26 protein-coding genes are annotated in these 22938 nt (G+C 53.6%); 12 read left to right on the top strand and 14 right to left on the bottom strand.

From position 1 onward, the window contains the following. Nucleotides 1-25: 25 nt before the first annotated feature. Nucleotides 26-1975 (bottom strand): glycoside hydrolase family 3 protein, encoded by a 1950-nt coding sequence (locus tag KNP86_RS07940; protein WP_214753631.1) that lies wholly within the window; start codon nt 1973-1975, stop codon nt 26-28. A gap of 327 nt (nt 1976-2302) precedes the next feature. On the opposite strand from KNP86_RS07940, the gene lipA reads away from it, so the two are divergent. Next, nucleotides 2303-3202, top strand: a complete 900-nt coding sequence (lipA, locus tag KNP86_RS07935; protein ID WP_353048167.1) for a lipoyl synthase — start codon at nt 2303-2305, stop codon at nt 3200-3202. 18 nt (nt 3203-3220) lie between these two features. After that, nucleotides 3221-4051 (top strand): lipoate--protein ligase family protein, encoded by an 831-nt coding sequence (locus KNP86_RS07930; RefSeq protein WP_214753627.1) that lies wholly within the window; start codon nt 3221-3223, stop codon nt 4049-4051. Nucleotides 4052-4107: 56 nt separating this feature from the next. Here the strand turns inward: KNP86_RS07930 and amyS are convergent, their stop codons facing one another. The 5 genes from amyS to KNP86_RS07905 form a co-directional block, all read right to left on the bottom strand. Next, on the bottom strand, nt 4108-5625 hold the full coding sequence (gene amyS, locus KNP86_RS07925; protein ID WP_235420236.1) for an alpha-amylase: 1518 nt from the start codon (nt 5623-5625) through the stop codon (nt 4108-4110). A gap of 199 nt (nt 5626-5824) precedes the next feature. Continuing rightward, nucleotides 5825-6352 (bottom strand): DUF2812 domain-containing protein, encoded by a 528-nt coding sequence (locus KNP86_RS07920; protein ID WP_214753625.1) that lies wholly within the window; start codon nt 6350-6352, stop codon nt 5825-5827. After that, on the bottom strand, nt 6349-6681 hold the full coding sequence (locus tag KNP86_RS07915; RefSeq protein ID WP_034779386.1) for a PadR family transcriptional regulator: 333 nt from the start codon (nt 6679-6681) through the stop codon (nt 6349-6351). The genes KNP86_RS07920 and KNP86_RS07915 overlap by 4 nt, the downstream gene beginning before the upstream one ends. A 114-nt stretch (nt 6682-6795) precedes the next feature. After that, nucleotides 6796-7923: a YfbR-like 5'-deoxynucleotidase gene (locus KNP86_RS07910; RefSeq protein ID WP_214753623.1), complete on the bottom strand. Its 1128-nt coding sequence runs from the start codon at nt 7921-7923 to the stop codon at nt 6796-6798. Beyond that, nucleotides 7923-8954: an ion channel gene (locus KNP86_RS07905; protein WP_214753622.1), complete on the bottom strand. Its 1032-nt coding sequence runs from the start codon at nt 8952-8954 to the stop codon at nt 7923-7925. The genes KNP86_RS07910 and KNP86_RS07905 overlap by 1 nt, the downstream gene beginning before the upstream one ends. Nucleotides 8955-9057: 103 nt before the next feature. Here KNP86_RS07905 and KNP86_RS07900 point away from each other — a divergent pair, with 103 nt between their 5' ends. Genes KNP86_RS07900 through KNP86_RS07885 form a run of 4 tightly spaced genes read left to right on the top strand, consistent with a single transcriptional unit; the run spans nt 9058 to nt 11508 of the window. Further along, entirely contained in the window at nt 9058-9516 is a 459-nt protein-coding gene (locus KNP86_RS07900) for a hypothetical protein (RefSeq protein WP_021066042.1), read from the top strand. Beyond that, nucleotides 9513-9878, top strand: a complete 366-nt coding sequence (locus KNP86_RS07895) for a hypothetical protein (RefSeq protein ID WP_021066041.1) — start codon at nt 9513-9515, stop codon at nt 9876-9878. The genes KNP86_RS07900 and KNP86_RS07895 overlap by 4 nt, the downstream gene beginning before the upstream one ends. Further along, nucleotides 9875-11098 carry a glutathionylspermidine synthase family protein gene (locus KNP86_RS07890; protein ID WP_214753620.1) on the top strand — a complete coding sequence of 408 codons (1224 nt, stop codon included), beginning with the start codon at nt 9875-9877 and terminating at the stop codon, nt 11096-11098. The genes KNP86_RS07895 and KNP86_RS07890 overlap by 4 nt, the downstream gene beginning before the upstream one ends. Next, on the top strand, nt 11095-11508 hold the full coding sequence (locus KNP86_RS07885) for a DUF350 domain-containing protein (protein WP_214753618.1): 414 nt from the start codon (nt 11095-11097) through the stop codon (nt 11506-11508). The genes KNP86_RS07890 and KNP86_RS07885 overlap by 4 nt, the downstream gene beginning before the upstream one ends. Before the next feature lie 85 nt (nt 11509-11593). Here the strand turns inward: KNP86_RS07885 and KNP86_RS07880 are convergent, their stop codons facing one another. From KNP86_RS07880 to KNP86_RS07870, 3 genes are all read right to left on the bottom strand, one after another. Then, a complete protein-coding gene (locus KNP86_RS07880) occupies nt 11594-11977 on the bottom strand; it encodes a hypothetical protein (RefSeq protein ID WP_214753616.1) in 384 nt (127 codons plus the stop codon). Nucleotides 11978-12026: 49 nt separating this feature from the next. After that, entirely contained in the window at nt 12027-12362 is a 336-nt protein-coding gene (locus tag KNP86_RS07875) for a hypothetical protein (protein ID WP_214753614.1), read from the bottom strand. A 224-nt stretch (nt 12363-12586) separates the two neighbouring features. Further along, nucleotides 12587-13687, bottom strand: coding sequence for a globin domain-containing protein (locus KNP86_RS07870; protein WP_214753612.1), 1101 nt, complete (start codon nt 13685-13687; stop codon nt 12587-12589). Nucleotides 13688-13877: 190 nt separating this feature from the next. Between KNP86_RS07870 and KNP86_RS07865 the strand changes: the two genes are divergently transcribed. Further along, nucleotides 13878-14318, top strand: a complete 441-nt coding sequence (locus tag KNP86_RS07865; protein WP_021066036.1) for an RrF2 family transcriptional regulator — start codon at nt 13878-13880, stop codon at nt 14316-14318. Nucleotides 14319-14340: 22 nt separating this feature from the next. Here the strand turns inward: KNP86_RS07865 and KNP86_RS07860 are convergent, their stop codons facing one another. Next, the gene (locus KNP86_RS07860; RefSeq protein WP_214753610.1) at nt 14341-15273 is read right to left on the bottom strand and encodes a ring-cleaving dioxygenase; all 933 of its coding nucleotides are present in this window, start codon (nt 15271-15273) and stop codon (nt 14341-14343) included. A 119-nt stretch (nt 15274-15392) separates the two neighbouring features. Here KNP86_RS07860 and KNP86_RS07855 point away from each other — a divergent pair, with 119 nt between their 5' ends. From KNP86_RS07855 to KNP86_RS07835, 5 genes are all read left to right on the top strand, one after another. Then, a complete protein-coding gene (locus tag KNP86_RS07855; RefSeq protein ID WP_021066034.1) occupies nt 15393-15602 on the top strand; it encodes a helix-turn-helix transcriptional regulator in 210 nt (69 codons plus the stop codon). Continuing rightward, entirely contained in the window at nt 15599-16063 is a 465-nt protein-coding gene (locus KNP86_RS07850) for a hypothetical protein (protein WP_214753608.1), read from the top strand. The genes KNP86_RS07855 and KNP86_RS07850 overlap by 4 nt, the downstream gene beginning before the upstream one ends. Before the next feature lie 112 nt (nt 16064-16175). Further along, nucleotides 16176-17525 carry an MATE family efflux transporter gene (locus KNP86_RS07845; RefSeq protein WP_353048162.1) on the top strand — a complete coding sequence of 450 codons (1350 nt, stop codon included), beginning with the start codon at nt 16176-16178 and terminating at the stop codon, nt 17523-17525. Then, nucleotides 17509-19800, top strand: coding sequence for a bifunctional glutamate--cysteine ligase GshA/glutathione synthetase GshB (gshAB, locus tag KNP86_RS07840; protein WP_214753605.1), 2292 nt, complete (start codon nt 17509-17511; stop codon nt 19798-19800). Before KNP86_RS07845 ends, gshAB begins: the two co-directional genes overlap by 17 nt. Before the next feature lie 77 nt (nt 19801-19877). After that, nucleotides 19878-20378, top strand: a complete 501-nt coding sequence (locus tag KNP86_RS07835; protein WP_214753603.1) for an SRPBCC family protein — start codon at nt 19878-19880, stop codon at nt 20376-20378. Nucleotides 20379-20422: 44 nt separating this feature from the next. On the opposite strand, the gene KNP86_RS07830 is transcribed toward KNP86_RS07835, so the two are convergent. The 4 genes from KNP86_RS07830 to KNP86_RS07820 form a co-directional block, all read right to left on the bottom strand. Next, entirely contained in the window at nt 20423-20794 is a 372-nt protein-coding gene (locus KNP86_RS07830) for a YidH family protein (RefSeq protein WP_021066029.1), read from the bottom strand. Nucleotides 20795-20825: 31 nt separating this feature from the next. After that, nucleotides 20826-20948: a helix-turn-helix domain-containing protein gene (locus tag KNP86_RS15715; RefSeq protein WP_256440861.1), complete on the bottom strand. Its 123-nt coding sequence runs from the start codon at nt 20946-20948 to the stop codon at nt 20826-20828. A gap of 79 nt (nt 20949-21027) precedes the next feature. Beyond that, nucleotides 21028-21585: a hypothetical protein gene (locus tag KNP86_RS07825; RefSeq protein WP_214753601.1), complete on the bottom strand. Its 558-nt coding sequence runs from the start codon at nt 21583-21585 to the stop codon at nt 21028-21030. 17 nt (nt 21586-21602) lie between these two features. Beyond that, the gene (locus tag KNP86_RS07820; RefSeq protein ID WP_371819183.1) at nt 21603-22799 is read right to left on the bottom strand and encodes an NAD(P)/FAD-dependent oxidoreductase; all 1197 of its coding nucleotides are present in this window, start codon (nt 22797-22799) and stop codon (nt 21603-21605) included. Nucleotides 22800-22938: the final 139 nt, after the last annotated feature.

Genomic DNA, 22938 nt, shown 5'->3' with positions numbered 1-22938 from the left:
CTCATGGGGCGCCCGCGGTTTTTGTTTACTTGTTCCAGTTGCGGAATCCGTCACCAAACTCGAGGTGCAAGTCGTCACCGAACGCGCCGTTCTCGAACGTCGGTACGTCGACTGGGAGTTTGCCCGTCGGTTTCACTTCACCGAAGATGGCGCGAATGCCGGCCGGGAGGTTCGGTCCTGCCGATTTGGCATTGCCTGCCTCTGAATCCGGTCCGTTCGGGTCACCTTTGAAGCCGTAGATGATGAGCTGGGCCGGTGCATCCGGTTGAACCGCCACATCGTACGGGTTACGCAGGCTGAGCAAGACTGACTTCTTGCCCGTCTCGTTCGCATAACGGAACACTTCGGCCGGCACGTAGTTGTCCGCCGACGTCGATTTCAGCTTGGCGCTGTTGTTCACGTTCGAGCCGACGATGATATAGTCGGCCGCGTCGAGTTTTTCTTTCAATACCGGGTTTTGATCCAAGTGCTTCGTCGATGCCGTATAGTTCGCTGCGATGACGTTCACGTCTTTCATGTTGCCGGCGTTCTTCTCAAGCGACTTGATCGTCTTGATCATGCTGTCCGTCTGGTCTTTCGCCGGCGACAAGACGAGGACCGTCTCACCTTTTTTCGGTTTGAACGGAAGCGTCTTGTCGTCGTTTTTCACGAGCGTGACCGCCGCCTCGGCGATTTCACGTTCTTTCGCTTTATGCTCGGCACTGCCGACGACCGCGTTCGCCTCGGCGAGCTTCGCCTCGAGCGTCGTCGTGTCGACCGACTCGTCCCAAATACCACGTTTCGCTTTGAGCGTCAAAATGCGCTCGACCGCTGCATCAATCTTCTCTTCTGACAGGCGTCCGTCTTCGACGGCCGCGATGACGTCGTCAAAGATCGTCTCGAGCTTCACGACGTCCGCGTTCGACCGCAAGATCGTCGGCATGAGGGCGATATCCACGCCCGCCTCGAACGTCTTGATGACCGCTTCGGCTTCCGTGAAGTTATCGGCGATCGCCTGCATGTTCAAGGCGTCCGTGACGACGATGCCTTCATAGCCCATCTCTTCACGCAAGACGCCGGTGATGACATCGTCCGACAACGTCGCTGGGAGCGGGAACGTGCCGCGTGGCGAGTTCACGACCTCATCCTCGATTTGTGGCATGCCGATGTGCGCCGTCATAATCATGTCGATGCCTTCCGTGATGGCCCGTTTGAACGGTAACAGTTCGAGCCCACGCAAGTCTTCGAGCGACTTATCGACGATCGGAAGCCCGTAATGGGAATCGACCGCCGTGTCACCATGACCCGGGAAATGCTTCGCCGTCGCAGCGACACCCTGGTCTTGAATTCCTTGTGTCATCGCCGAGCCGAGCTCGCCGACGAGTTCCGGGTCGCTCGAGAACGAGCGGACGCCGATGACCGGGTTGGCCGGATTGTTGTTGACGTCTAGCACCGGACCGAAGTTGACGTTCACCCCGAGTGCATTCAACTCTGAACCGATGATATTCCCCGCGTCGTATGCGTATTGGCTGCTCCGTGTCGCCCCGAGCGCCATGTTGCCCGGCAAGTTCGTGCCCGTTCCGAGACGTGTCACAATCCCACCCTCTTGGTCGATCGTGATGAAGAGCGGCACGTCGTTGCTTTCGTCTTGTTTGACGACTTCTTGGAGGTCGTGGACGAGTTTCGTCGTCTGTTCGGTCTCAGTCACGTTTTCCGCGAACAAGATGACACCCCCGAGATCAAACCGATCGACGACACGCGCCACGTCTGTTGCGAGTGCCGTATGGTTTGCCCCGTTCCATAATCGGAAGTCTGGCATGATCATTTGGCCGAGCTTTTGTTCAAGCGTCATCGAATCGAGCTTGGCGTCGACACGCTGCTCAATCGACGGGGCCGGCGTCTCCTCTGCCACGACCGCGTTCGCCATCGGGACCGATGAGACGAGTAGTGCTGTCGTTAGCCCCAGTGTCGCCGTCCAGTTCAGTGCTTTGTTCATGTTTTCCCCACTCCTTTTTGAAAGTTTCCCCGACCCCCAAACAAAAAGGCATGGAGGAAGAAGCGTTGCCTCACCAACGCTCGTTCACCCCATGCCTGATCGTATCAGTTACATATGGTCCTTATTCAGGTGGTCAACGTCAGTATAGCAATTCAAAAAATGGGAAACAACACTTCACATGAAAGCGTAACCATTTTGAAATATATGTTCTGTTTTGACACACATCCAAGCTGTATTGGCAAAGCCAATAATTTCGCTGGTTCGAATTCGTCCTCATCTTTGGTAAACTCTTTTTGTTAGGGGTTAACTTTCAAAAAGGGGGAAATCATCTTGGCACGAGGGGAACTGAAACGAAAGCCGGAATGGTTAAAGATTAAACTGAACACGAACGAGACATACACCGGTCTCAAAAACATGATGCGCGAGAAAAATCTACATACCGTCTGTGAAGAGGCGAAATGTCCGAACATCCACGAATGTTGGGCCGTCCGCCGCACCGCGACGTTCATGATTCTCGGAAGTATCTGTACGCGGGCTTGCCGCTTCTGCGCCGTCACGACAGGCAAGCCGAACGAGCTCGACTGGGAAGAACCGAAACGCGTCGCCGAATCGGTCCGTCTCATGAACCTGAAGCACGTCGTCATCACGGCCGTCGCCCGCGACGACTTGAACGACTACGGAGCGACGGTATTCGCCGAGACAGTCCGCGCCGTCCGCGGGATGAACCCGGAGACGTCAATCGAAGTGCTCCCGTCCGATATGATGGGTGACTTCTCGGCGCTCCAGACGCTCATCGATGCCGGACCGGACATCATGAACCATAATTTGGAGACGGTCCGCCGCTTGACGCCGAGAGTCCGCGCCAAAGCGACGTACGACCGGACGCTCGAATTTTTAAAACGATCGAAAGAGCTGAACCCGGACATCCCGACGAAGTCGTCGATCATGGTCGGACTCGGCGAGACGCGCGAAGAGTTGATTGAGGCGATGGATGACCTGCGGGCCCACCACGTCGATATCCTCACGCTTGGCCAATACTTGCAGCCGACGAAGAAGCACCTCGACGTCGAGCGCTATTACCATCCAGATGAGTTCGCCGAGTTAAAAGAGATTGCGTTGGCGAAAGGCTTCTCCCATTGTGAGGCCGGACCGCTCGTCCGTTCCTCGTATCACGCGGACGAACAAGTCCACAAGGCACGTCGTCACACGATGTTGCCAATCGACTGATAGAAAGAAGAGACGTTTATGACTGGAACGACATGGCATTTGCTTCACACCGTCCCGCTGTCCCCGGCCGAGAACATGGCCATCGATGAGGCCATCGCCGGCTGGGTCGCGCGCGGTGACTTGAAACCGACACTCCGTTTTTACGCCTGGGCCCCGCACGCCATCAGCGTCGGACGCTTCCAACGGGCGACGCGCGACCTCGATCGGGACGCACTCACGTTGAACGGCATCCCGGTCGTCCGTCGTTTGACCGGCGGGCGGGCCGTCTTGCACGCGGACGAGCTGACGTATAGCGTGATTCTCCCTGAGACGATGCCGTCTTTGCCGACGAACGTCATCGAGAGCTATCGCCTCTTGACCGAAGGGGTGCGCCGTGGCTACCACGCGCTCGGCGTCCCTGCCGAGTTCTCGGTGCCGCTGACCGAGGCAGACCGTGAGGCACTCCGAAAACCAAAGTCGGCCGTCTGTTTTGACGCCGCTTCGTACTATGAGCTCGCCGTCGACGGGAAAAAGATTGCCGGGAGCGCCCAAGTGCGCCACCAAGGCGCCGTCTTGCAACACGGGTCAATCCCATTGTCGATTGACGATGACGTCCTGTTCGACTGCTTCAATCTCGAGGCCGATGCGAAGGCGGAGGCGAAAGCCCGATTTGGTGACAAGGCCGTCTCCTTGAACGAGACACTCGGCCGACCGGTCGCCTTCGACGAGGTCGCGGCGGCGTTCACGGACGGATTTCGCGACGCGTTCGATTTGACGTTCGAGCCGCTGACGTTCACCGAGGCGCAGCAACAAGAGATTCAGGAGCTCGTCGCCAAATATGAGAGTGACGAGTGGGTCTGGAAACGCTAAATTCAAACAACACCCGATCGAAGAGAGGATCACCTCACTTCGATCGGGTGTTTTCGTTATTGTTGCGTATAAATCGAGACCGAGCCTCCGTTGACGAAGAACTGGCCCCAGCCGTCAGCATTGATCGTGACGAGACGGGCGTTGTTGTTCGTCATGTCTTTCCATACCTCGCCGGCGTTCTGTTTGCCGACGTACATCCACTTCGAGCCGCCCGAACCGTCCGATAGAATCGTCGCGAGACCCGATTTGGCACGGTCGGTCACACCTTCACGTGTCCAGCCGATGACGTCCTGATGATCGAGGTAGTCATGCTGCGTCCCGTAGGCGAAGTCTTTTCGTGCCTTCAAAATCGGTTGGAGCGTGCCCGACATGTTCGGGATTTCGCGGTTCGTCGTCCCTTTCGTGCCGTAATAGTCTCCATAGAAGAGGGCCGGATAACCCTGACCGCGCGTCATGATCGTCGCGTAGGCGAGCGGTTTGAACCAGTTGGCGACCGTCGACTCGAGCGACTGGCCCGGCTGTGAGTCGTGGTTATCGACAATCGTCACGGACAGCGACGGATGCTGTTCGGTGACGGTGCCTTTCAAGATGTTGCGCATATCGTAATACCCGCCGCCGTTACCGGCCGCTTGGAAGTTGTAATGGAGCGGCACATCGAAGACGGAGTGCGTGTAGCCCGTCTTATACAGATAGTCGTTGATGGCACCGAGATCGTTCTTCCAATACTCGGCGACCGTGAACATCTCTTTCCCGGTCGTCTGGCGCACGCTCGTCACCCACTCCTTCAAGTACGAGTGGCTGATATGTTTGACCGCATCCAACCGGAAACCGTCGAGCCCGAGCGAGTCGGCGTACCATTTGCCCCAGTTCTTCATCTCTTGGCGGACCTCGGGATGCTCGAAATCGACGTCGGCATACATAAGATAATCATAGTTGCCGTTCTCGTTCGACACGTCCGTGTCCCACGCCTTGCCCGTGCTCTTAAATTTATAGATGCGGCTCAAGCTGCGTGACTGATCCCAATCGGTGCCGTCAAAATGGTACCAGCGCCATTTGAACGGCGAGTATGTATTGTTGCGCCCCGCGAAGTTGAACCCGGTCCAGGCCGAGATGCCGTACTCGCCGGACGTCTCTTGGTTCCGGTTCGACGGATTGACCTCGATCGCCTGAACGGATTCGGTATAGTCGGCCCCGCCCTTATGATTCATGACGACGTCGCCGTACACGCCAATCCCTTTACCGCGCAAGTTCGAGATGGCGGTCTGGAGCTGCGCTTTCGTCCCGTACTTCGTCCGGGTCGTCCCTTTTTGGTTGAACTCGCCGAGATCGTACAAATCGTACGCCCCATACCCGACATCGTTCTGTGACGTACCTTTGTACGCCGGCGGAATCCATACCGTCGTCACCCCGATGTCCTTCAAGTGCTGCGAGTCATTCGATAGTCGGTTCCAATGCAGTCCGTCGTTCGGGACATACCATTCAAAGTACTGCATCATCGTACCGTTTTGCGGCGTCGCCGCCTGTGCGACCGGTTGCCCGGCGAGCAGTGCAATCGCGGTGACACCAGCCGTCATCGCTAACCCTTTCCGTCTTTTACCCATGCCCGTTCCTCCTCTCCAAAATGAATGCAAGCGCTTTCATTAATTATCATGCCTGATTCTACTTTCATTGAATAGAGGATTTCGAAAAAACGGTTCTCTGCGCCTAACTATTTTTTCCTTGAATAGTTCAGTCGACCAAAACAAAAACGGATGGCTTGTGCCATCCGCCTAGTTACAAGTCACGCTCCAATCGTTTTCGCTTCACGAGAAAACCAAGATACGGGAGGCCGGTGAAGACGAGTCCGATCACCACGAGGGTTTGGACAATCCAGATGATCGCCTCGGCCGTACCCGACCAATTTAATTGGAGCAATAGCATCAGCCCGATTGAAATGACCAGAAACACGAGCGCGGCTTTCCCCATTTGCCGCTCGACTTGCGCATATTTGTCATGCGTTGTCGTTTGATCGGTGTAAAGCGGTATGGCATCCGGACGACCTTTGAACACATGAATCTCATCACCGGTCGATGTCACGTGTTCCCAACCGCTCGCGGCGAACAGCTCGAAGTAATCTTCGTCCGGCCGTTGGCGGTAATCGAGACTGTAGCGTACGTCCATCGGCTCTCCTTCGACGAGCGTATAGCCGAGCGGTGCGAACTTCTCTAAATGCCAGCCTTCGGCGGCCATTTGCTGCAGCTTTTTCATCTCCCGCTCTTCGGCGAACGCCAGCCCCCAACTCGACATATATTTCCGTTTCATCGGTGTCCCTCCCCTTCCAAAATGAAGCGTGCATCGTCAACGATTGCTTGTCGTCGTTTCAAGTCCTCAGCCACGAGTGCGCGGCCTTGCGTCGTGATCACATAACTCTTCTTCTTCCCGTCTCCGTCGAGTGGCTCGATGAGTTGTGCGTTCACGAGCTTTTTGATAATCGTATACATCGACGCCGGGCCAATCTTAATTCGCCCGTTCGTCAACTCCTCGACGAACTGCATAATCAAGTAGCCGTGACGCGCCTCGGTCAAGGCGAGGAGAATGTAGAACATGCTGTCGGTCAATTCTCCGAGTTCGATCGTGTCATTACGTGGCATCCCGCCACCTCCTATATCATTCATTGATATATCTTACCCCCACTATATATCGTTGAATGATATATGTCAATGAATGATATAAAAAAAGCCGCAGACGGTTCGTCTGCGACCTCGTTAACTGGTGACGTAATCTAAATCGTGCAAGATGTACGCCAAGAAAAACAACATGCTCGGGTTCTCGTAACGCATCTGCACTTTACGGAGCTGCTCCCGATACGTGACCTCGTACTCGGCCCCGTTCATCTTCCGCTCCATGTTCATCTTGATGAGCGCGTCGAGCTTGTCCATCATATCGACGAGCATCCCTTCGTACGTGTCATCTTTCGAATCGGCCATATAGCGACGGAACGCCGGCTGCATGTAGTCAGGCAGGAGCGACAACAACGCCTCGCTCTCGGCTCGTTCGTATGCTTCGAACGCCGCACCGGTCTCCGCGGTCGAATGTTTCACCGGTCCGAGCACGTCCCCGGTCACCCCTTCGACGAGGTCGTGGCAGAGGAGACGCGCCGTCAGTTCGGCGACATCGACGTCGACGTCATACTTCTCGCGCTCCAACAAGCCGCTGAACAGCCCGAGCGCGGCCGCCCGGAATCCATGGATGGCGTCGTTATCGTCGATCGTATTGAAACGGCCTTTCCAACGCCTTACGCTGTCCATCCGCATGACGTTCTCGATGAACGTCGCCACGTCGGTCTCCGCCTCGACTTGTTCGTAGAGCCAGCGGACCGATTCGAGCGGATGATTGCGCAGGGCTGCTTTCATCTCTTCAAGCTTCGCGACGAAATGGGGCGAGCCGTGTCCGACTTCGCGCCGCACGAACAGCATCGCGTCGAACGAGTCGATGCCGTCGACGAGCCGTCCTTCGAATGAGTCGTCCTCCGCCTCGACGAGGAAACGATAGAAATGCGGCCGCAGCGACTGCGACAGTAACTCGACGAGGCCGAGACTCGCCGTCCGCTCCATCCGTTCGATATGTTCTTTGAGCGTCGGTTCTTTTTTCGTCCGGTGCATGATCGGTCCGGTCTGCACTTCGTTCATATCATGGAACAGTGCCTTCCCAAGCACGTCGAGCAAGTTGACGTCCTGTCCTTTGTTCTCTTCGTAGTATGCGGCAATCAAGCTGAAGACAGCGACGCGGAAACTGTGGCTTGCCGCGTTGTCATGATAATGCGGTGCATACTCGTCCCATCGTTGCACGTTCTGCATGCGTGTCATCTTGCGGATAAACGTTCCGTTATACATCAAATTCCTCCTTGGTTCAGTCGCTCCCACGAGTCATCGTGACAGACGATGTAAAGCATATCGCTCGCCTGAAGCGGTGTATCGAGCACCGTCGCGTAATCGAGACGGTCGTTGACAGCGATTAACGTGACGCCTTGATGCAACAAGCTTTCCGCAGCCTCCCGGATGGTCGTCCATTCCGGTTTCGGCGCGAGCGCCTGGATGTTGCCGCCTGACTGTTTACTAAGCAGCTGACGGAAAATCGATGTCGTCCCCGGTTGCAGCGTCGCTTTCGCCATGAGGAGTGACACCGAGTCGTTCGCGAGAATAAAGTCGTCAATCCGAACGTGTTTGAATTTCGAGATGTTCCGTTCCTCGCACACCTCAACGACTGTATGCAAATCGACGCCGCGTTCAGACGATAGCGCTTCGACCGCGGACGCGATGAGCAATGATTTTCCGTCGGCGAGGAGTGTCTCCGTGATGCGGGCATCCGCGAAGATGGCGATGCGGCGCGCCTTTAAAATATTGGCCTGCAAGAGTACGGCCTCATCCGACGCGTCACCGTGGACGAAGTGAACGTTATCGTGGTCGTACGGTTCTTCCTTCAACTGATCAATCAAGACGATCTCAGCCTTTGGCTCATAGATGAGCACTTCATCGATTGCTTTCTTTGTCTTCGGCGACCAGCCGATGTAGACGTAATGCCCTTCTCCTCGATACACTAACTTCCCCTCCCGTTTTAACCGTTGAAACGTCGCACCGACTTCAACGAGTTTTCCAATCAACGCCCCGATAATCCCAATCCCGAACAGGAACAAGAAAATCCCGAGCCAACGTCCCGCGACCGATGTCGGGAAAAAGTCACCATATCCGACGGTCGTGAGCGTCGTCATCGTCCACCAGAATGAGTCGAACATCGACGGGAACGTCTCCGGTTCAAGCACAAATCCGAGGACGGTACCGGTCAAGATGATGACGAGTGATGCCAAGACGACGTTTAAAAACGATAATTTCGATAATCCGCGCCAGACACGAAAAAAGATATGCACAGAAAACCCCCTCCTTTTCCTATATACTAGAGACAACTTACTTGATTTACGAAACCACTTTGCGTTCGGTTCCGTATAGAAAGAAAAAAGAAAGGACGACGTCATGAACTCAATCGTTTTAGAATATCGACTCTATAAAAATGAACTTTCATTCGAGCCACTCTACCATTATACATCGCTCGGCCTCGATGAAGTACTCGCCCGCCGCGAATGCGAATTTTTCGTCAAGGACGGCATGACCTACAAACAGCGCTCATCGGCGCTCGAAGGCGAGCAATATTTCTTGATTTACGTCGACCGCTACACGGAAGGGCCCGTCGACAAGCACGAGACGACCGACATTAAAGTGGAAATTCGGACGCTCGACGACCGATTCGACAACCCGATGCTCGAGGCGTATTACGTCGATCGGCATCTCGACGCACTCGCCATGCTCGGCAGTCAATACTTGTACGTCGCCGGCAAAGAGTATGAACGCGACTCGGCCGAGACGGACGAAGATCGTGGCGTCTATGTCATTTACGTTACCCCTACAGGTTATACATTGGAGGAATCAACATGAAGACAAGCAAAAAAATCTTGAGCGGTCTGTCGGCTGCTGTCTTGACCGCATCGTTAGCGGCTTGTGGTACCGACGAAACAGAACAAGCGACGTTACCTGAAGAACCGACCGGCTACGAGTGTGACGATTGGGATTGGGATGACGAAACGGAGTCATATTACTGTGACGATGATCGCTCGCCTCACTTCGGTAGCTTTTTCTTGCTCGGCAGCCTCTTTAACTCAAAGAGTGCCTTGAAGAACTCATCAGCGTATAAGAATTACCGCTCAAACGGCGGCGCCAGCAGCATCACCCCGAACAAATCAAACTCAGGCTCCAACTCGGGACTCGGCAGCGGCTCAAAAGGCGGCTTTGGGGGATGAAGCGAGACGCACTGTTTGGCCAAATCCCTTTCTTTTGGCCTGACTTGAATGACGAAGAGTACGCCCTTTACGACTGTCTCGCCATGTCGGATGACGTGGTGAGGCAGATTCGTGAGGCGACGCGTGACGTCGATGCGATTTTCCGCAAGACGAACCGTCTGCTTCGGACGCTCCCGGACGATACGCTCCGCCTGATCGGTTATCCTGAGGCGAGCCTGCCGTTCCTGCGCGACAAGGCGATCCCGCAAGAGACCATTATCGGTCGCTATGACTGGATCGTTAAAGACGACACGCTTAAACTGATGGAATTCAACGCCGACACACCGACGTTCATCAAAGAACTGTTCGATGTGAACGGCTATGTGACGACAGAATTCGGACTCGACGATCCGAACGCGGCGTCGACCGAAGAGCTCAAGGCCGAACTTCGAAAAGCCGTCATCGCAGCATGGCAACGACTCGACCGGGACGGGGCACCGAAAATCGTCTTCACGGCCCACGATGACAACATCGAGGACAAATGGACGACGCGTTTCCTTCAAGAGACGCTCGACTTGCCGTCAGAGTTCGTCCCGCTCGACCGGTTACTCGTCGAGGCGGATGGCGTGTTCACACCGACTGGGGAACGGATCGACGTCTTGTATCGTCAGACGTACCCGATTGAACACTTGGTCGACGACCGGGCACCCGATGGAGATTTGATCGGCATCCGCCTGCTCGAACTGAACGCGGCCAAACACGTCTCGCTGCTCAATCCGCTCTCGGCCTTCCTTATGCAGTCCAAAGGCGTCCAAGCGCTCATTTGGGAACTGTATGAGGCCGATACATATTTTGACGAAGCGGAGCGTTCCATCATCACAACGTATTTTTTACCGACGTATCTCGAAGCCGAGCCGTTTATCGGCCAGAGCGCGTACGTGCAAAAGCCCGCTTTCGGACGGGAAGGCGACTCGGTCATCCTCTATGACCAAGCCGGTGTCCCGTTCCATAAAGAGGCGCTCCAGACGTACGCCGACGAAACGGCGGTGTATCAACAGTTCATCGAGTTGCCGACCCGTCTGACGAACACGGTCAACGGCCCGCTCGAGACACACTACATGGTCGGCTGTTTTTGCTTGAACGGCCATCCGTCCGCCCTCGGCGTCCGCGCCGGCAGCATGATCACGAACAACCAGTCTTACTACTTAGCCATCGGCACAACAAAGGAGAATAACTTATGACGTTCATCACGCTCGATTCCATCTTGAGCTTCCTCGCTCACCTCGGTACAGGGTTTGGCCTGATTTTAGGCGGACTCGTCGTCTTCGCCCTCACGACGAAATACTCGGAACGTAAACTGATTAAAGAAGGCAACGTCGCCGTCGCGCTGAAACTTTGGGGGAAAGCGATCGGACTCGCCATCGTCATCTACACGGTGTGGGCGAACAGTGTCAACCTGCTCGACGCCTTCATCTGGGGACTCGTCGGGATTCTCGCCCAAGTGCTCGCCTTCTGGACGTTTGAATACATTCTGACGCCAGGCGTGAACTTAGAGAAAGAAGTCGAGAACGGCAACCTCGCCGTCGGGATCAGTCTGTTCTCCGCCTCACTCGTCGTCGGTATTATCGTCGCCGCGAGCTTGACGTACTGAATAACCTCTAACTGTTTCAATCGACAAAGAACGGCCATGATTTCCACTTTCGAGAAATCATGGCCGTTCTTTGTTCACACGTTATTTAAGACAACCTTCTAGAATCTCCATTGACTTGATAGATGGTTTGTCCGTTCGCAAATGTCCACAGAGTGTTTCCATTTGGTTTTGAAGGACCGTTTCTTCCAAGTACCATCGCAGCCGTAGCACTGGCACTCCCTTGAATTGGCTTCATAACCGTATATCCGTGACTATTTTTTTGGAGATGGCCACTTTGCTCGAGCGCATAGATATTTTCAAGCATCCATCCCTCGTTACCGTGGTTACTCGTAACCTGTGTTCCGGCTACTAACACGGAACGGGCGTTTCGTTTTTTAGTCCCATCATAATGAGCGCGCCCTAAATCACCAATAAAAACATTTGGCGTCACCATATCGATATCTGATGGCCGAACTGTCAGTTTTTTCATACATATTTCCTCCCTTGAAGTTGTTTTCCCGCTGGATTCCTGCCCCTCATTATAATTTTGCTTCAATCCGCTGCAGAACATTTAAAATTTCAGTCAATAACTGTTCAGTAGATTGATGCGCCTGTTCGTTCATCGTTATGTTCGACACGACCTGAATCTCTTCTTGTAAAATTGAGTTTAATCCTTGTTCAAACGCAACGGCCCATGTGGTGTGGTTCGCCAATTTAAATTCTTTGACATTTTTGAACATTCGAACATGCTCGTCTGAGAATTGTTGACGATTTCCAATCAATCCACGCTTTCTCAAATGCTGTTTGAAGAAACGAACGTTCCCAATCTTATCATGTACGATTTCTACAAATTCTAAATCACTGTAATGCCTCATCCGTTCTCGGCCCCTCCCTACAAAAAAACATTCGTTGACTTTTATTAAATTCATTATAAATCAACAAAATTTTTTTGTCGAGTTGTTTTTAGATTAACGATATGACAAATAAAAAAACTCCCACATTTAATGTCATGAGTCAAAAACTAAACCGTTTGACCATGTTTAAAAAGGGGAGTCTCATTTGAATCGTTGATCATTCAATTCTAGAAAGTTAGAAAGAATTAAGCTTTTGCAAGTACGGCCGATGGACCGAAGAACTCGTAACGGGCTTGTGGAATCGTTTGGACGACCGTCTCCATCATCGCGGTCGGACCGCACGTGTAGACGTCGTGTCCCTCGACATCAAGTGCTTCGAGTTGTTTTGCACTCATACAGCCTGATACGTCATCGACGTGCGTGATGAGCTGAAGACCAGCGTTCACGAGTTCATCGAGCTCTTCACCGAGCGGACGGAGGTTCGTGCTACGGACCGCGTGCAACAACGTGACTGAACGCCCTTGGCCGAGTGCCGTTTTCGCCATGTTGAAGAGCGGTGTGATACCGATCCCGCCAGCGACGAGTGTGAGCGGGCGGTCCGTGTCTTCAAGCACGAATTCACCAGCCGGCGCGCTCACTGGAATTTCCGTGCCGACCGTCTGCTCGTGGAGCCAGTTTGAGACGAGCCCTTCCGCTTTCGGAGCGATCCAGTAGCCGTCTTCTGTCGTCTCGACGACGCTATATTGACGATGGTGCAAGATGTCTTCCCCAGCGATACGAGCTTGGACCGAGATGTATTGACCTGGGATGGCCGTCCCGACGACGCCATCGTTCGCTTTGATTCGGAATCGTTTCACTTCCGGCGTGTCTTCGATCACTTCAGCGACCGTGAACGGTTTGAAACCAATCCATGGCGCATCGGCATACATCTGTTTCTCGAGTGAGATGAAGACGTCGGCGATGACACCATATGCTTTCGCCCACGCGTCAATGATGTCCGGCGTGGCTGCTTCACCGAGCACGTCTTGAATCGCGCCGAGTAAGTTCTCGCCGACAATCGGATAATGTTCCGGACGGATGTTCAAGCTCTTATGTTTATGAAGCGCCGGTTGGATGGCCGGAAGAATCGCTTCGAGACGATCGATATGGACGGCTGCCGCGTAGACAGCGTTGGCGAGCGCCTCTGGCTGACGACCGCGTTTTTGGTTCGTATGGTTGAAGAAGTGGCGGACTTCTGGGTTGTTTTCGAACATGCGCTTATAGAAGTGACTCGTGATGGCAACACCGTGGTCTTTCAAGACCGGTGCTGTTGCTTTGACGATATCCATGGTTTGTTGATCTAACATATTGTTTCCCCCTTTTTGAAAGTACACGTCCATTATGTGAGGTAAGTCACTTCAAAAGCAATATATAAAATACTTGTTTAGACACAAGTTCAAATTTCCGCCTTGAATCCGCCACGCTTTTTTCACATCTTCCATCGTCGCGCTTTCGTCAGATGTCTTGTACAATGAACGGATGAAGAGGTGAAACATCATGCGGCTCACGCAAACGTGCGATTACGCACTCCGAACACTCATGTATAGCGCCACGTTCTCCCATCGTCTCGTGACGATTCAAGAAGTGGCGGATCAATATCAGATTTCAAAGAATCACGTCATGAAAGTCGTCTATGAGCTCGGCAAGCACGGTTATCTCGAATCGGTGCGCGGCCGTGGCGGCGGTTTCCGACTCGCCCGACCGATGGAGGACATCAACGTCGGCGACGTCGTCCGGACGATGGAACCGTTCGAGCTCGTCGAATGTTTCGGCGAGGGACGATGTGTCATCGCGCCCGCATGCGATTTGCGGAGCGTCTTGAACGAGGCGATGCTCGCCTTCCTGCACGTGCTCGACCGCTACACGATTGCCGACCTCGTCGCTAACCGGACGAACGAACTGGCCATGTTGCTAGGCATACAAAACCCGACGGACTGAAATAGTCTGTCGGGTTTTCCTGTTATAGCGGCTTCAATTTGGCTTCGATCTCGGCTCGTCGTGGCTCGAGAAACGGCGGCAGCGCCAAGCGTTCTCCGAGCGTCTCGAGGGATTCGTCGGTCGTAAAACCAGGTCCGTCCGTCGCGAGTTCCACCAAAATCCCGCTCGGTTCGCGGAAATAAATCGATTTGAAATAATAACGGTCGATCAGACCTGAATGACTGATGCCGAATGAATCGAGCCGCTCGACCCAACGCGCCATCTCCAAATCATCCTCGACGCGGATTGCGACGTGGTGGACACTACCCCGGCCCGGGCGCTCCGATGGCAAATCGGGACGGTCGACGAGATGAATCTCTGTCGCCACACCGCCATCCCCCGTCTCGAACACACGAACCGATTGACCGTTTCGCTCGAACTCAGACACGAAGCGATATCCGAGCACGTCCGTCAGCACCCGTTCCGTCTTCTCAATTCGCCGCACCGTCCACTCGCTAAATCCGAGGCCGAAGACGGCGACGTCCGCCGGCACCGGTCCGTTTTTCCACGGCGTCCCTGACCCGCCCTCGACGAGACAGAGCCGTTGTCCTTCCTCATCTTCGAAGTAGAGCGTTGGCCGCCCTAGTACATCCTCTACCGGATCATGAAGTACACCGAATTCGGAAAATCGCTCAAGCCAGTACGACATTGCCCCTTCCGGCACCCGGAGCGCCGTCCGTGAGATGCTGCTCGATCCTTTATACGTCTGTCCGAGAAACGGTAGCTCGAAGAACGTTAAATCCGTCCCCGGTGTCCCCGATTCATCTGCGTAAAACAAGTGGTACATCGACGGATCGTCTTGGTTGACCGTCTTTTTGACAAGCCGCATCCCGAGGACTTCCGTATAGAATCGCAAGTTCTTCAACGCGTCCCCCGTCATCGCCGACACGTGATGTTGTCCTATAATCGCCTTCATCCAACTTCTCCCCTTTCGACTTTGATTATATTGTACCATCCACAAATAAGTAAAGTTAGCTTTACATTAAGTAAAGTTTATTTTACACTGAGGATAGAAATAAGAAATGAGGTGGCGGCATGCCATTAATCAATCGCGTCAAAGAGTTGCGGGCCCGGCATCAATTGACCCAAGGCGACTTGGCAGCCAAGGTCGGTGTGACGAGACAGACGATCATCTCGCTCGAAAAAGGGAGCTACACCCCGTCGCTTCTGCTGGCGATGCAAATCGCCCGCGTGTTCGAGGAACCGGTCGAATCTATTTTCACAATCGAGGAGGAAACAAATTGAAACACGTCGTCATCCAATCCATCTCCAGCATCATCTTGTACGTCCTGATGGCATTTCTGTTCAGTTCGTTCTTGTCTGACGTGTCGACCGTCATCGAGACCGACCGATTCGAAATTGAGTTTAACTTATTGCCGCTCTTGCTGTTAGTCGGCTTCTTCATCGTTTGGACGGTCTATTCGTTCAAGACGCGCCCGAACCAAAATTTAAGCTTCGGCCAATGGTCGGTCCGGATGACGGAATTTAGCGAAGTCGACGAGCGGGAACAAATCATCACGGCGAAAGCGACGAAAGCGGCCTACGTCTCGTTCGGGATCACCGTACCGCTCCTCATGGCGTCGTTCATGTTTTATCCGCTGTTCGAGAATGCGCTCCCAGCCTATCCGATTTACGCGCTCGCCTCGACACTGATCATCTCGACACTCGTCTACATGACGACTTGGATCCGCGCCTATACCCATTAAGGAATTCACATCGAATTCCTTTTTTTGTGTCGATTTTTCGTCGAGTCGTTCCCTACGATTGCGAATTCGGTCACGTCGTGCTTATATATAACTAAATGGTTATATACTAAATGTGTTGAAGGAGTCTTTCATCGTGAAAACCATCGATTTGACGACCGGTCAGGTTCAACGCGTCATCGTGGCGCTCGCCCTTCCGCTCGTCGGCAGTTCGCTTTTACAGTTCACCTATAGTCTCGTCGATATGTTCTGGGTCGGCGCGCTCGGCAGCGATGCCGTCGCCAGCATCGGCGCGGCCAGTTTTTATATCATGCTCGGTCAGGCGATTCAATCGCTCATCGTCGTCGGTGCCGGCATCAAAGTGTCGCAAGCCGTCGGACGGCGGGATCAAGAGTTGATTCAGCGCTACGTCCGGGCTGGGAGGCGAATGAACCTCGGGATCGGACTGTTGTTCGTCGTCCTCCTCGCCGTACTCGGCCAGACGCTCATCGGCTTTTTGAACATGAACGCACCGGCTGTCGAACGATTGGCTTACAGCTATTTGCTCGTCAGTGCACCGATGCTCGTGTTCTCGTTCTTCAACTTGCTGTTCGCCCGTCTGTTCAGTGCCTATGGCAATACGACGACGGCAATGCGTATCAACGCGACCGGGGTCACCCTCAATATGATCCTGTCACCGCTCTTCATCTATCCGCTCGGACTCGGCGTCGTCGGGGCCGGTCTCGCGACGCTCGTCGCGAACGTCGTCATGTTCGGTTTCTTCTGGCACCGAGCCCGCGCTTTATTCGATTGGGAGGAGACGGTCGAACCAAATCGCACGGACTATAAAGAAATTCTTCGCCTCGGTTTCCCGATGGCGACCCAGCGCGTCTTGTTCACGGTCATCAGCATTATCCTCGCCCGCATGATCGGTTCATACGGGACCGAAGCGATCGCGGCCCAGCGCATCGGGCTTCAAATCGAGTCGATCGCCTATATGATGATCGGTGGGCTGAACGGCGCCATCGCGAGTTATACGGGACAAAATCTCGGCGCCCGCAAAGTCGACCGGGTCCATGAAGGCTACCGGGTGACAACGCGGCTCGGTGTCTTGTATACCGGGCTGATCACCCTCGTGTTTTTATTCGTACCGGACGTCCTGATCGGGCTGTTCGTCGATGATCCGAGAACGATTGACATTGGCGCGAATTATTTACGGATCATCGGGATCTCGCTCATCTTCGCCTCCTTCGAGATGATCGGGAACGGTTATTTCTCGGGGCTCGGTCTGCCGAAGATCCCAGCGACAATCTCAATCGTCTTCACCGTCGCCCGCATCCCGCTCGCGCTTGCCCTCGAGCCCTATCTCGGTCTCGATGCTATTTGGTGGAGCATCGCCATCTCAAGCATCGTCAAAGGGCTCGTCTCCGTACTCTATGTCCGACTAATGAAAAAGGAAGTGACTTCCCTTGCAGAAGCGATTTAATCAACTAAGCAAACAACTGTTGCACGGGCGTTTCGCCATCGAGCGTGAGATGCTCCGCGTGACACCTGAAGGGACGCTCGCCGTAACGAAGCATCCGGCAGGACTCGGTGACAAGGCGACGCACCCGTATATCACGACCGACTTCTCGGAAAGTCAGATTGAACTAATCACCCCGACGTTTCCGACCGTCGAAGCGGCGCACAATTTCTTAGAAACACTGTACGACGTCACGGCACTGAACATCGGCGATGAACGGCTTTGGCCACAGTCGATGCCGTGCGCGCTTCCGGACGGCGGGGTCATCCCGCTCGCGGATTTCGGCAATTCAGGACTCGAGGCCGGCCGCTATCGGGAACACCTGCTCCAAAAATACGGGGCGAAAAAACAGCTCATCTCGGGCATCCATTTCAACTTCTCGTTCGCAGACGAGTTGATTGCCGCCCTCTATGAAGGATCGCCGGAACGCTACGACCGTTTCAAGAACGACCTTTATTTAAAACTCGTCCGCAACTATTTACGGACGCGTTGGCTCGTCGTCTATCTGTTAGGCGGGACACCGGCTGTCCATACGAGCTATGAAGAACGTTGCGTCAGTCAAATGCAGGCACTCAGCGAGGACGTGTATTCGAATACGACGGCGTTGTCGTACCGGAATAGTGACTGCGGCTACACGAATGTCGAGCCGCTCTATCCGGACTATTCAACGCTCTCGGACTACACCGCGAGCGTGCGCCGCTTCATCGCCCAAGGTGACATCGCCAACCCGAACGAGCTCTACTCTCCGATTCGGCTGAAGACGTCACGGGGCGGCAATGACTTGGAACGACTGGAGACGAACGGCATCGATTACATCGAGATTCGTAACATCGACCTCAACCCGTTCGAGAAGACCGGCATCGCCCTGTCCGACTTGAAGTTCCTGCACGTCTTCTTGCTCTACTTGACGTTGAAAGACGAGACACGATTTACGGACTGGCAAGCCGAGGCGTTCCACAACCAGCAACGCGTGGCGAAAGAAGGCCTATCCCCAACGCTCTTGCTGTACCGCGATGGCGAGGCGGTGCCGCTTCAGACGTACGCACGCGATTTGCTCGACGAGATTGAAGCGTTCAATGACCGATACGCACTCGGGTTCGATGATGTCTTCGCCTCTGTCCGGGATCGGATTGACCATGTCGAGGCGACTTACGCGTCGCGGCTTACTTCCGCCATGACGACAGACGGCTACACGTCCTGGTCGCTCCGGCAAGCCGAAATGTTCTATCAAGATGCGTACGCTAACCGGTTCCGGATGCACGGCTACACGGATATGGAGCTGTCGACGCAGATTTTGATGAAGGCGGCCTTGAAACGCGGCTATGCCGTCGACGTGATTGACCGGGATGATCAGTTCATCCGAATCCGGAACGGTAACCAGACCGAATACGTCAAACAAGCGACGAAGACGTCGAAAGATAACTACGTCTCTGTCCTCATGATGGAAAATAAGACGGTAACGAAACACATACTCGCCGAACAGGGCATCCGGGTGCCGAGCGGGATCGAACTCCGGAGTGAAGTCGATTTACAAGACGCCTGGTCTACGTTCGCGAACCAGCCGATCGTCTTGAAACCGAAATCGACGAACTTTGGCATCGGCATCCACATCTTCAAGGACGGCACGACGTTCGACGAGACGCTCGAGGCGTTCCGTCACGCCCGTACGTTTGACGACGTCGTCCTGCTCGAGACGTTCCTGCCCGGGAAAGAGTATCGTTTCCTCGTCATCGGAGACGAAGTCGCAGGCATTTTACACCGCGTCCCGGCGAACGTGACCGGGGACGGTGTGTCGACGATCCGTGAGCTCGTCGCCAAAAAAAATGAGGATCCTCTCCGGGGCAAAGGTTATAAGACACCGCTCGAAAAAATCGACATCGATGACATCGTCGTGGCTTTCCTCCGTTCTCAAGGCAAGACACCGGACAGTGTCCTCGCCGATGGTGAGCTCGTCTTCTTGCGTGAGAACTCAAACATCAGCACAGGCGGTGACAGCATCGACTATACGGATCGAATCGCCGACTTCTATAAACAGATTGCGGTCGATTCAGCAAAAGCGATCGGTGCGACGATTTGCGGCGTCGATATGATGATTCCCTCACTTGATGGAGATATCGACTATGGCATCATCGAGCTGAACTTCAATCCGGCCATCCATATCCACGCCTTCCCTTACGAAGGCAAGGAACGGCCAATCGGCGAGACCGTGCTCGATTTGTTATTTGACGGAAAAGGTTGAAGAGGTCCATGAATCGGGAATAGAGACTACATTGATTAGACAGATGTATCTTCTTTCTCGAGAAAGGGGTCTTTCCAATGGAAAAAGTGAAATCTCAAGTCGAAGGCAACACGTTAGTTGTCGAACGAAGTTTCAACGCACCGCGTGAGCTCGTGTTCGAGGCGTTCTCGACACCGGCCCATCTCGAATCCTGGTGGGGGCCGGCTGGATGGAAGACGGAGATTCGAACGTTCGAGTTCGAACCTGGAGGCACGTGGCATTACAAAATGACGTGTGTCGACAAGGATCAAGGCGACTATTATGGTATGGAATCATGGGGGAAATCGACGTTTCTCGAGATTGATTCGCATCGAAAAATCGTCTACACGGATGCGTTCTCGGACGCAGACGGGCACGTCAATCCAGAACTTCCCGTCATGACAATTACCAATGAGTTCATCGATATCCCAAACGGCACGCTGTTCATCAGCCGCTCCGAATTCACGGACGCCGAGTCGCTCCAGCAAGTCGTCGAGATGGGGGCCGTCGAAGGCTTTTCTTCGCAGCTCGAACGGCTCGACGCCATCGTCTCCAGATAACGACAAGCACCGCTCCTCATCCGAGGCGCGGTGCTTGTTTGTCGTCAAAATAAAAAGTAACTGACAATCAAAATCAACGTGAAAATGAACACCATCCCGATGGCGAGCGCGACGAGGCTCATCTTCGCTGACTTGAACTGCTGAGAGTTGATCGTATGCACCTTTTTCAAATACGACCGGGTCCCGACGAGAATCGTCGCAATGCCGAAAATAATCGACAAGATGCCGATCGCCGTAATCAATTGGTGCTCGGCCCCGCTCAAATTTTCACTTCGATAGTAGTGGAAGTTCGTCACGAGAAAACCGATTCCGATGACCGTGATGGCCGTCCGAATCCAGGCGAGGAACGTCCGCTCGTTGGCGAGATGTTGCTGGATGTACTGCGAATCGACCGTCTTCTCTAAATCAAGTTTCATAACTCTCCCTCTTTCTAGCTGTCATCGTCGATCAACCGTTTTTTAAGCATAACGCGATCGGCTTCAGACTAATGCCAAGTGTCTCTCCAATCTCGATATTGCCGCAACCGAGCATCGTCAAACGTATCACTTCCGGTTCTCTTTCTTCTTCCATCATATCCCCGCGGGTAAATGATGCCAACTATTGTGAATACACAAACCGGACGTGATGCATCCACGTCCGGCCGAATTCATTATTTTTTTGTCTGTTCAGACAATACTTCGACCGTCGCTTGCATATATTTGAGCCCGTGTTGAACCGATGGCTCTTTCAGCCAACGAATGAGCGAGAACAACGTGATGTTGCGGTCGTCGCTTTCGGCCCGTGTTCGGATTTCTGTGAGCATCGCGCGCGTGACGTCGGCTTTCTCTTTTACCGGTGCGACATATTCATCGACCCGTTGACCAATCAATTCTCGTGTCTGCTCGTCCGCGTAGACGTCTTGTGCGAAAGCGAGCACCTGTTCAAGCTGATTCGTCACCTGAAGCAACATCGGCAACTTCTCAGCGAGCTTGACCGCAGCCTCGAGCGTCTCGACCTGTAAATTCGACGAGTCAAGGAGCGTGTCGAGTTTGTCTTTCACGTGTTGATCGTTCATCGTCGCCATCCCGAAATCGACGGCGTCTTCGAGGCGGCGCAGCGACTTTTCAATTTCGGGCAACCGTTCGACGAGGGAGACGAGCGCTTGCTCGACGTCCGGCCGCGTCAATACAGATTCTAATGTCTGATCTTTCGTTGTGGTATGTTCCATCGTCTTCTCCCCCTTTTTCACATCGTCCCTTTCAACATCCCGTTCCAATACATGACCGGAAGAAAGTCTTTTTTCAAGATGTACATGCTGTGGCGTTCTTTCGCCTGATTGAACGGCATCGATTCTTGTGGTACTTTTTCATAATCGAATTCGGCCAAGATGAGCTTGTTGTATCCTGTGACGATTGGACAAGACGAGTAACCATCATACGACGCGACCGGGACTTGACCATACATGAGATCGCTCACATTTTTAGCGACGACGGGTGCTTGTTTCCGAATCGCAGCCCCTGTCTTCGACGTTGGTAAATTCGTGCAGTCGCCGAGTCCGAAGACGTTTTTATATTGTTTATGTTGAAGCGTGTACATATCGACATCGACCCATCCACCCGCGTCTGCAAGCTTGCTCTCTCGAATGAATGCCGGTGCTTGCATCGGTGGCGTGACATGAATCATGTCATAGCGCACTTCGAACATTTCACCACTATCCAAATTCTCGAAGACGGCAAGTTTGTTATCTGCTTGAATCTCGATCAGATTGACGCGGAAATGTGTATCAATCCGTTTTCGTTCGAGTACTTTTTCGAGCGCCTCCCGATACTTTGCAACGTCAAAGATGGCCGGGTTGGCCGACCCGAAGACGATTTTACTGTGATCACGGACACCTGTTTTCACAAAATAGTCTTCTGCCAAGTACATGATTTTTTGTGGGGCTCCGCCACACTTCACGGGTGATGCCGGGTGCGTGAACAACGCGGTACCGCCCTCAAAACCCCTAAGGGTATCCCACGTGTAGTCGACGTGTTTATACGAGTAGTTGCTGCATACTTGTTTCGTGCCGAGCGCTGCTTCTAACCCTTTGATTCGACCCCAATCGATCTCAATCCCCGACGCGACGACCAAGTAGTCGTAGTGAATCGTCCCATTGACGGCGGTTTCGACCTGATTGGTTTCTGGGTCGAAGCTGACCACCTTGTCCTGAAGCCATTTCGCACCTTTTGGGATAAGTGTCGCCATGTCTCGCTCCGACTCTTCTTTTTCTACTGCGCCTGCTCCGACGAGCGTCCAAAGCGGCTGATAGTAGTGTTTCGTTTCAGGATCAATCAACAAAACTTCATCGACTAAATGATGTTTTTCGCGAAGCAGGCGAGCGGCGACGCTGATCCCTCCGGTACCGGCCCCGACGATGACGACTCGATAATGTGTACGCATCATGCAATTCCCCTTTCATTTCTATAAATGATAACCAGTGAATTCCCCCACATCTTCACCCGAATTGAAAGCGCATACATTTAATAAGATAAATCTTTTCCCGGACGATATGGATTAACCCCATTATACCACAGGGGGTATA

Source organism: Exiguobacterium sp. s16, from assembly GCF_018618115.1.
GTDB lineage: Bacteria > Bacillota > Bacilli > Exiguobacteriales > Exiguobacteriaceae > Exiguobacterium > Exiguobacterium mexicanum_A.
The sequence above is the reverse complement of the archived record's forward strand: the minus strand, read 5'-3'. Positions and strand labels throughout refer to the sequence as shown.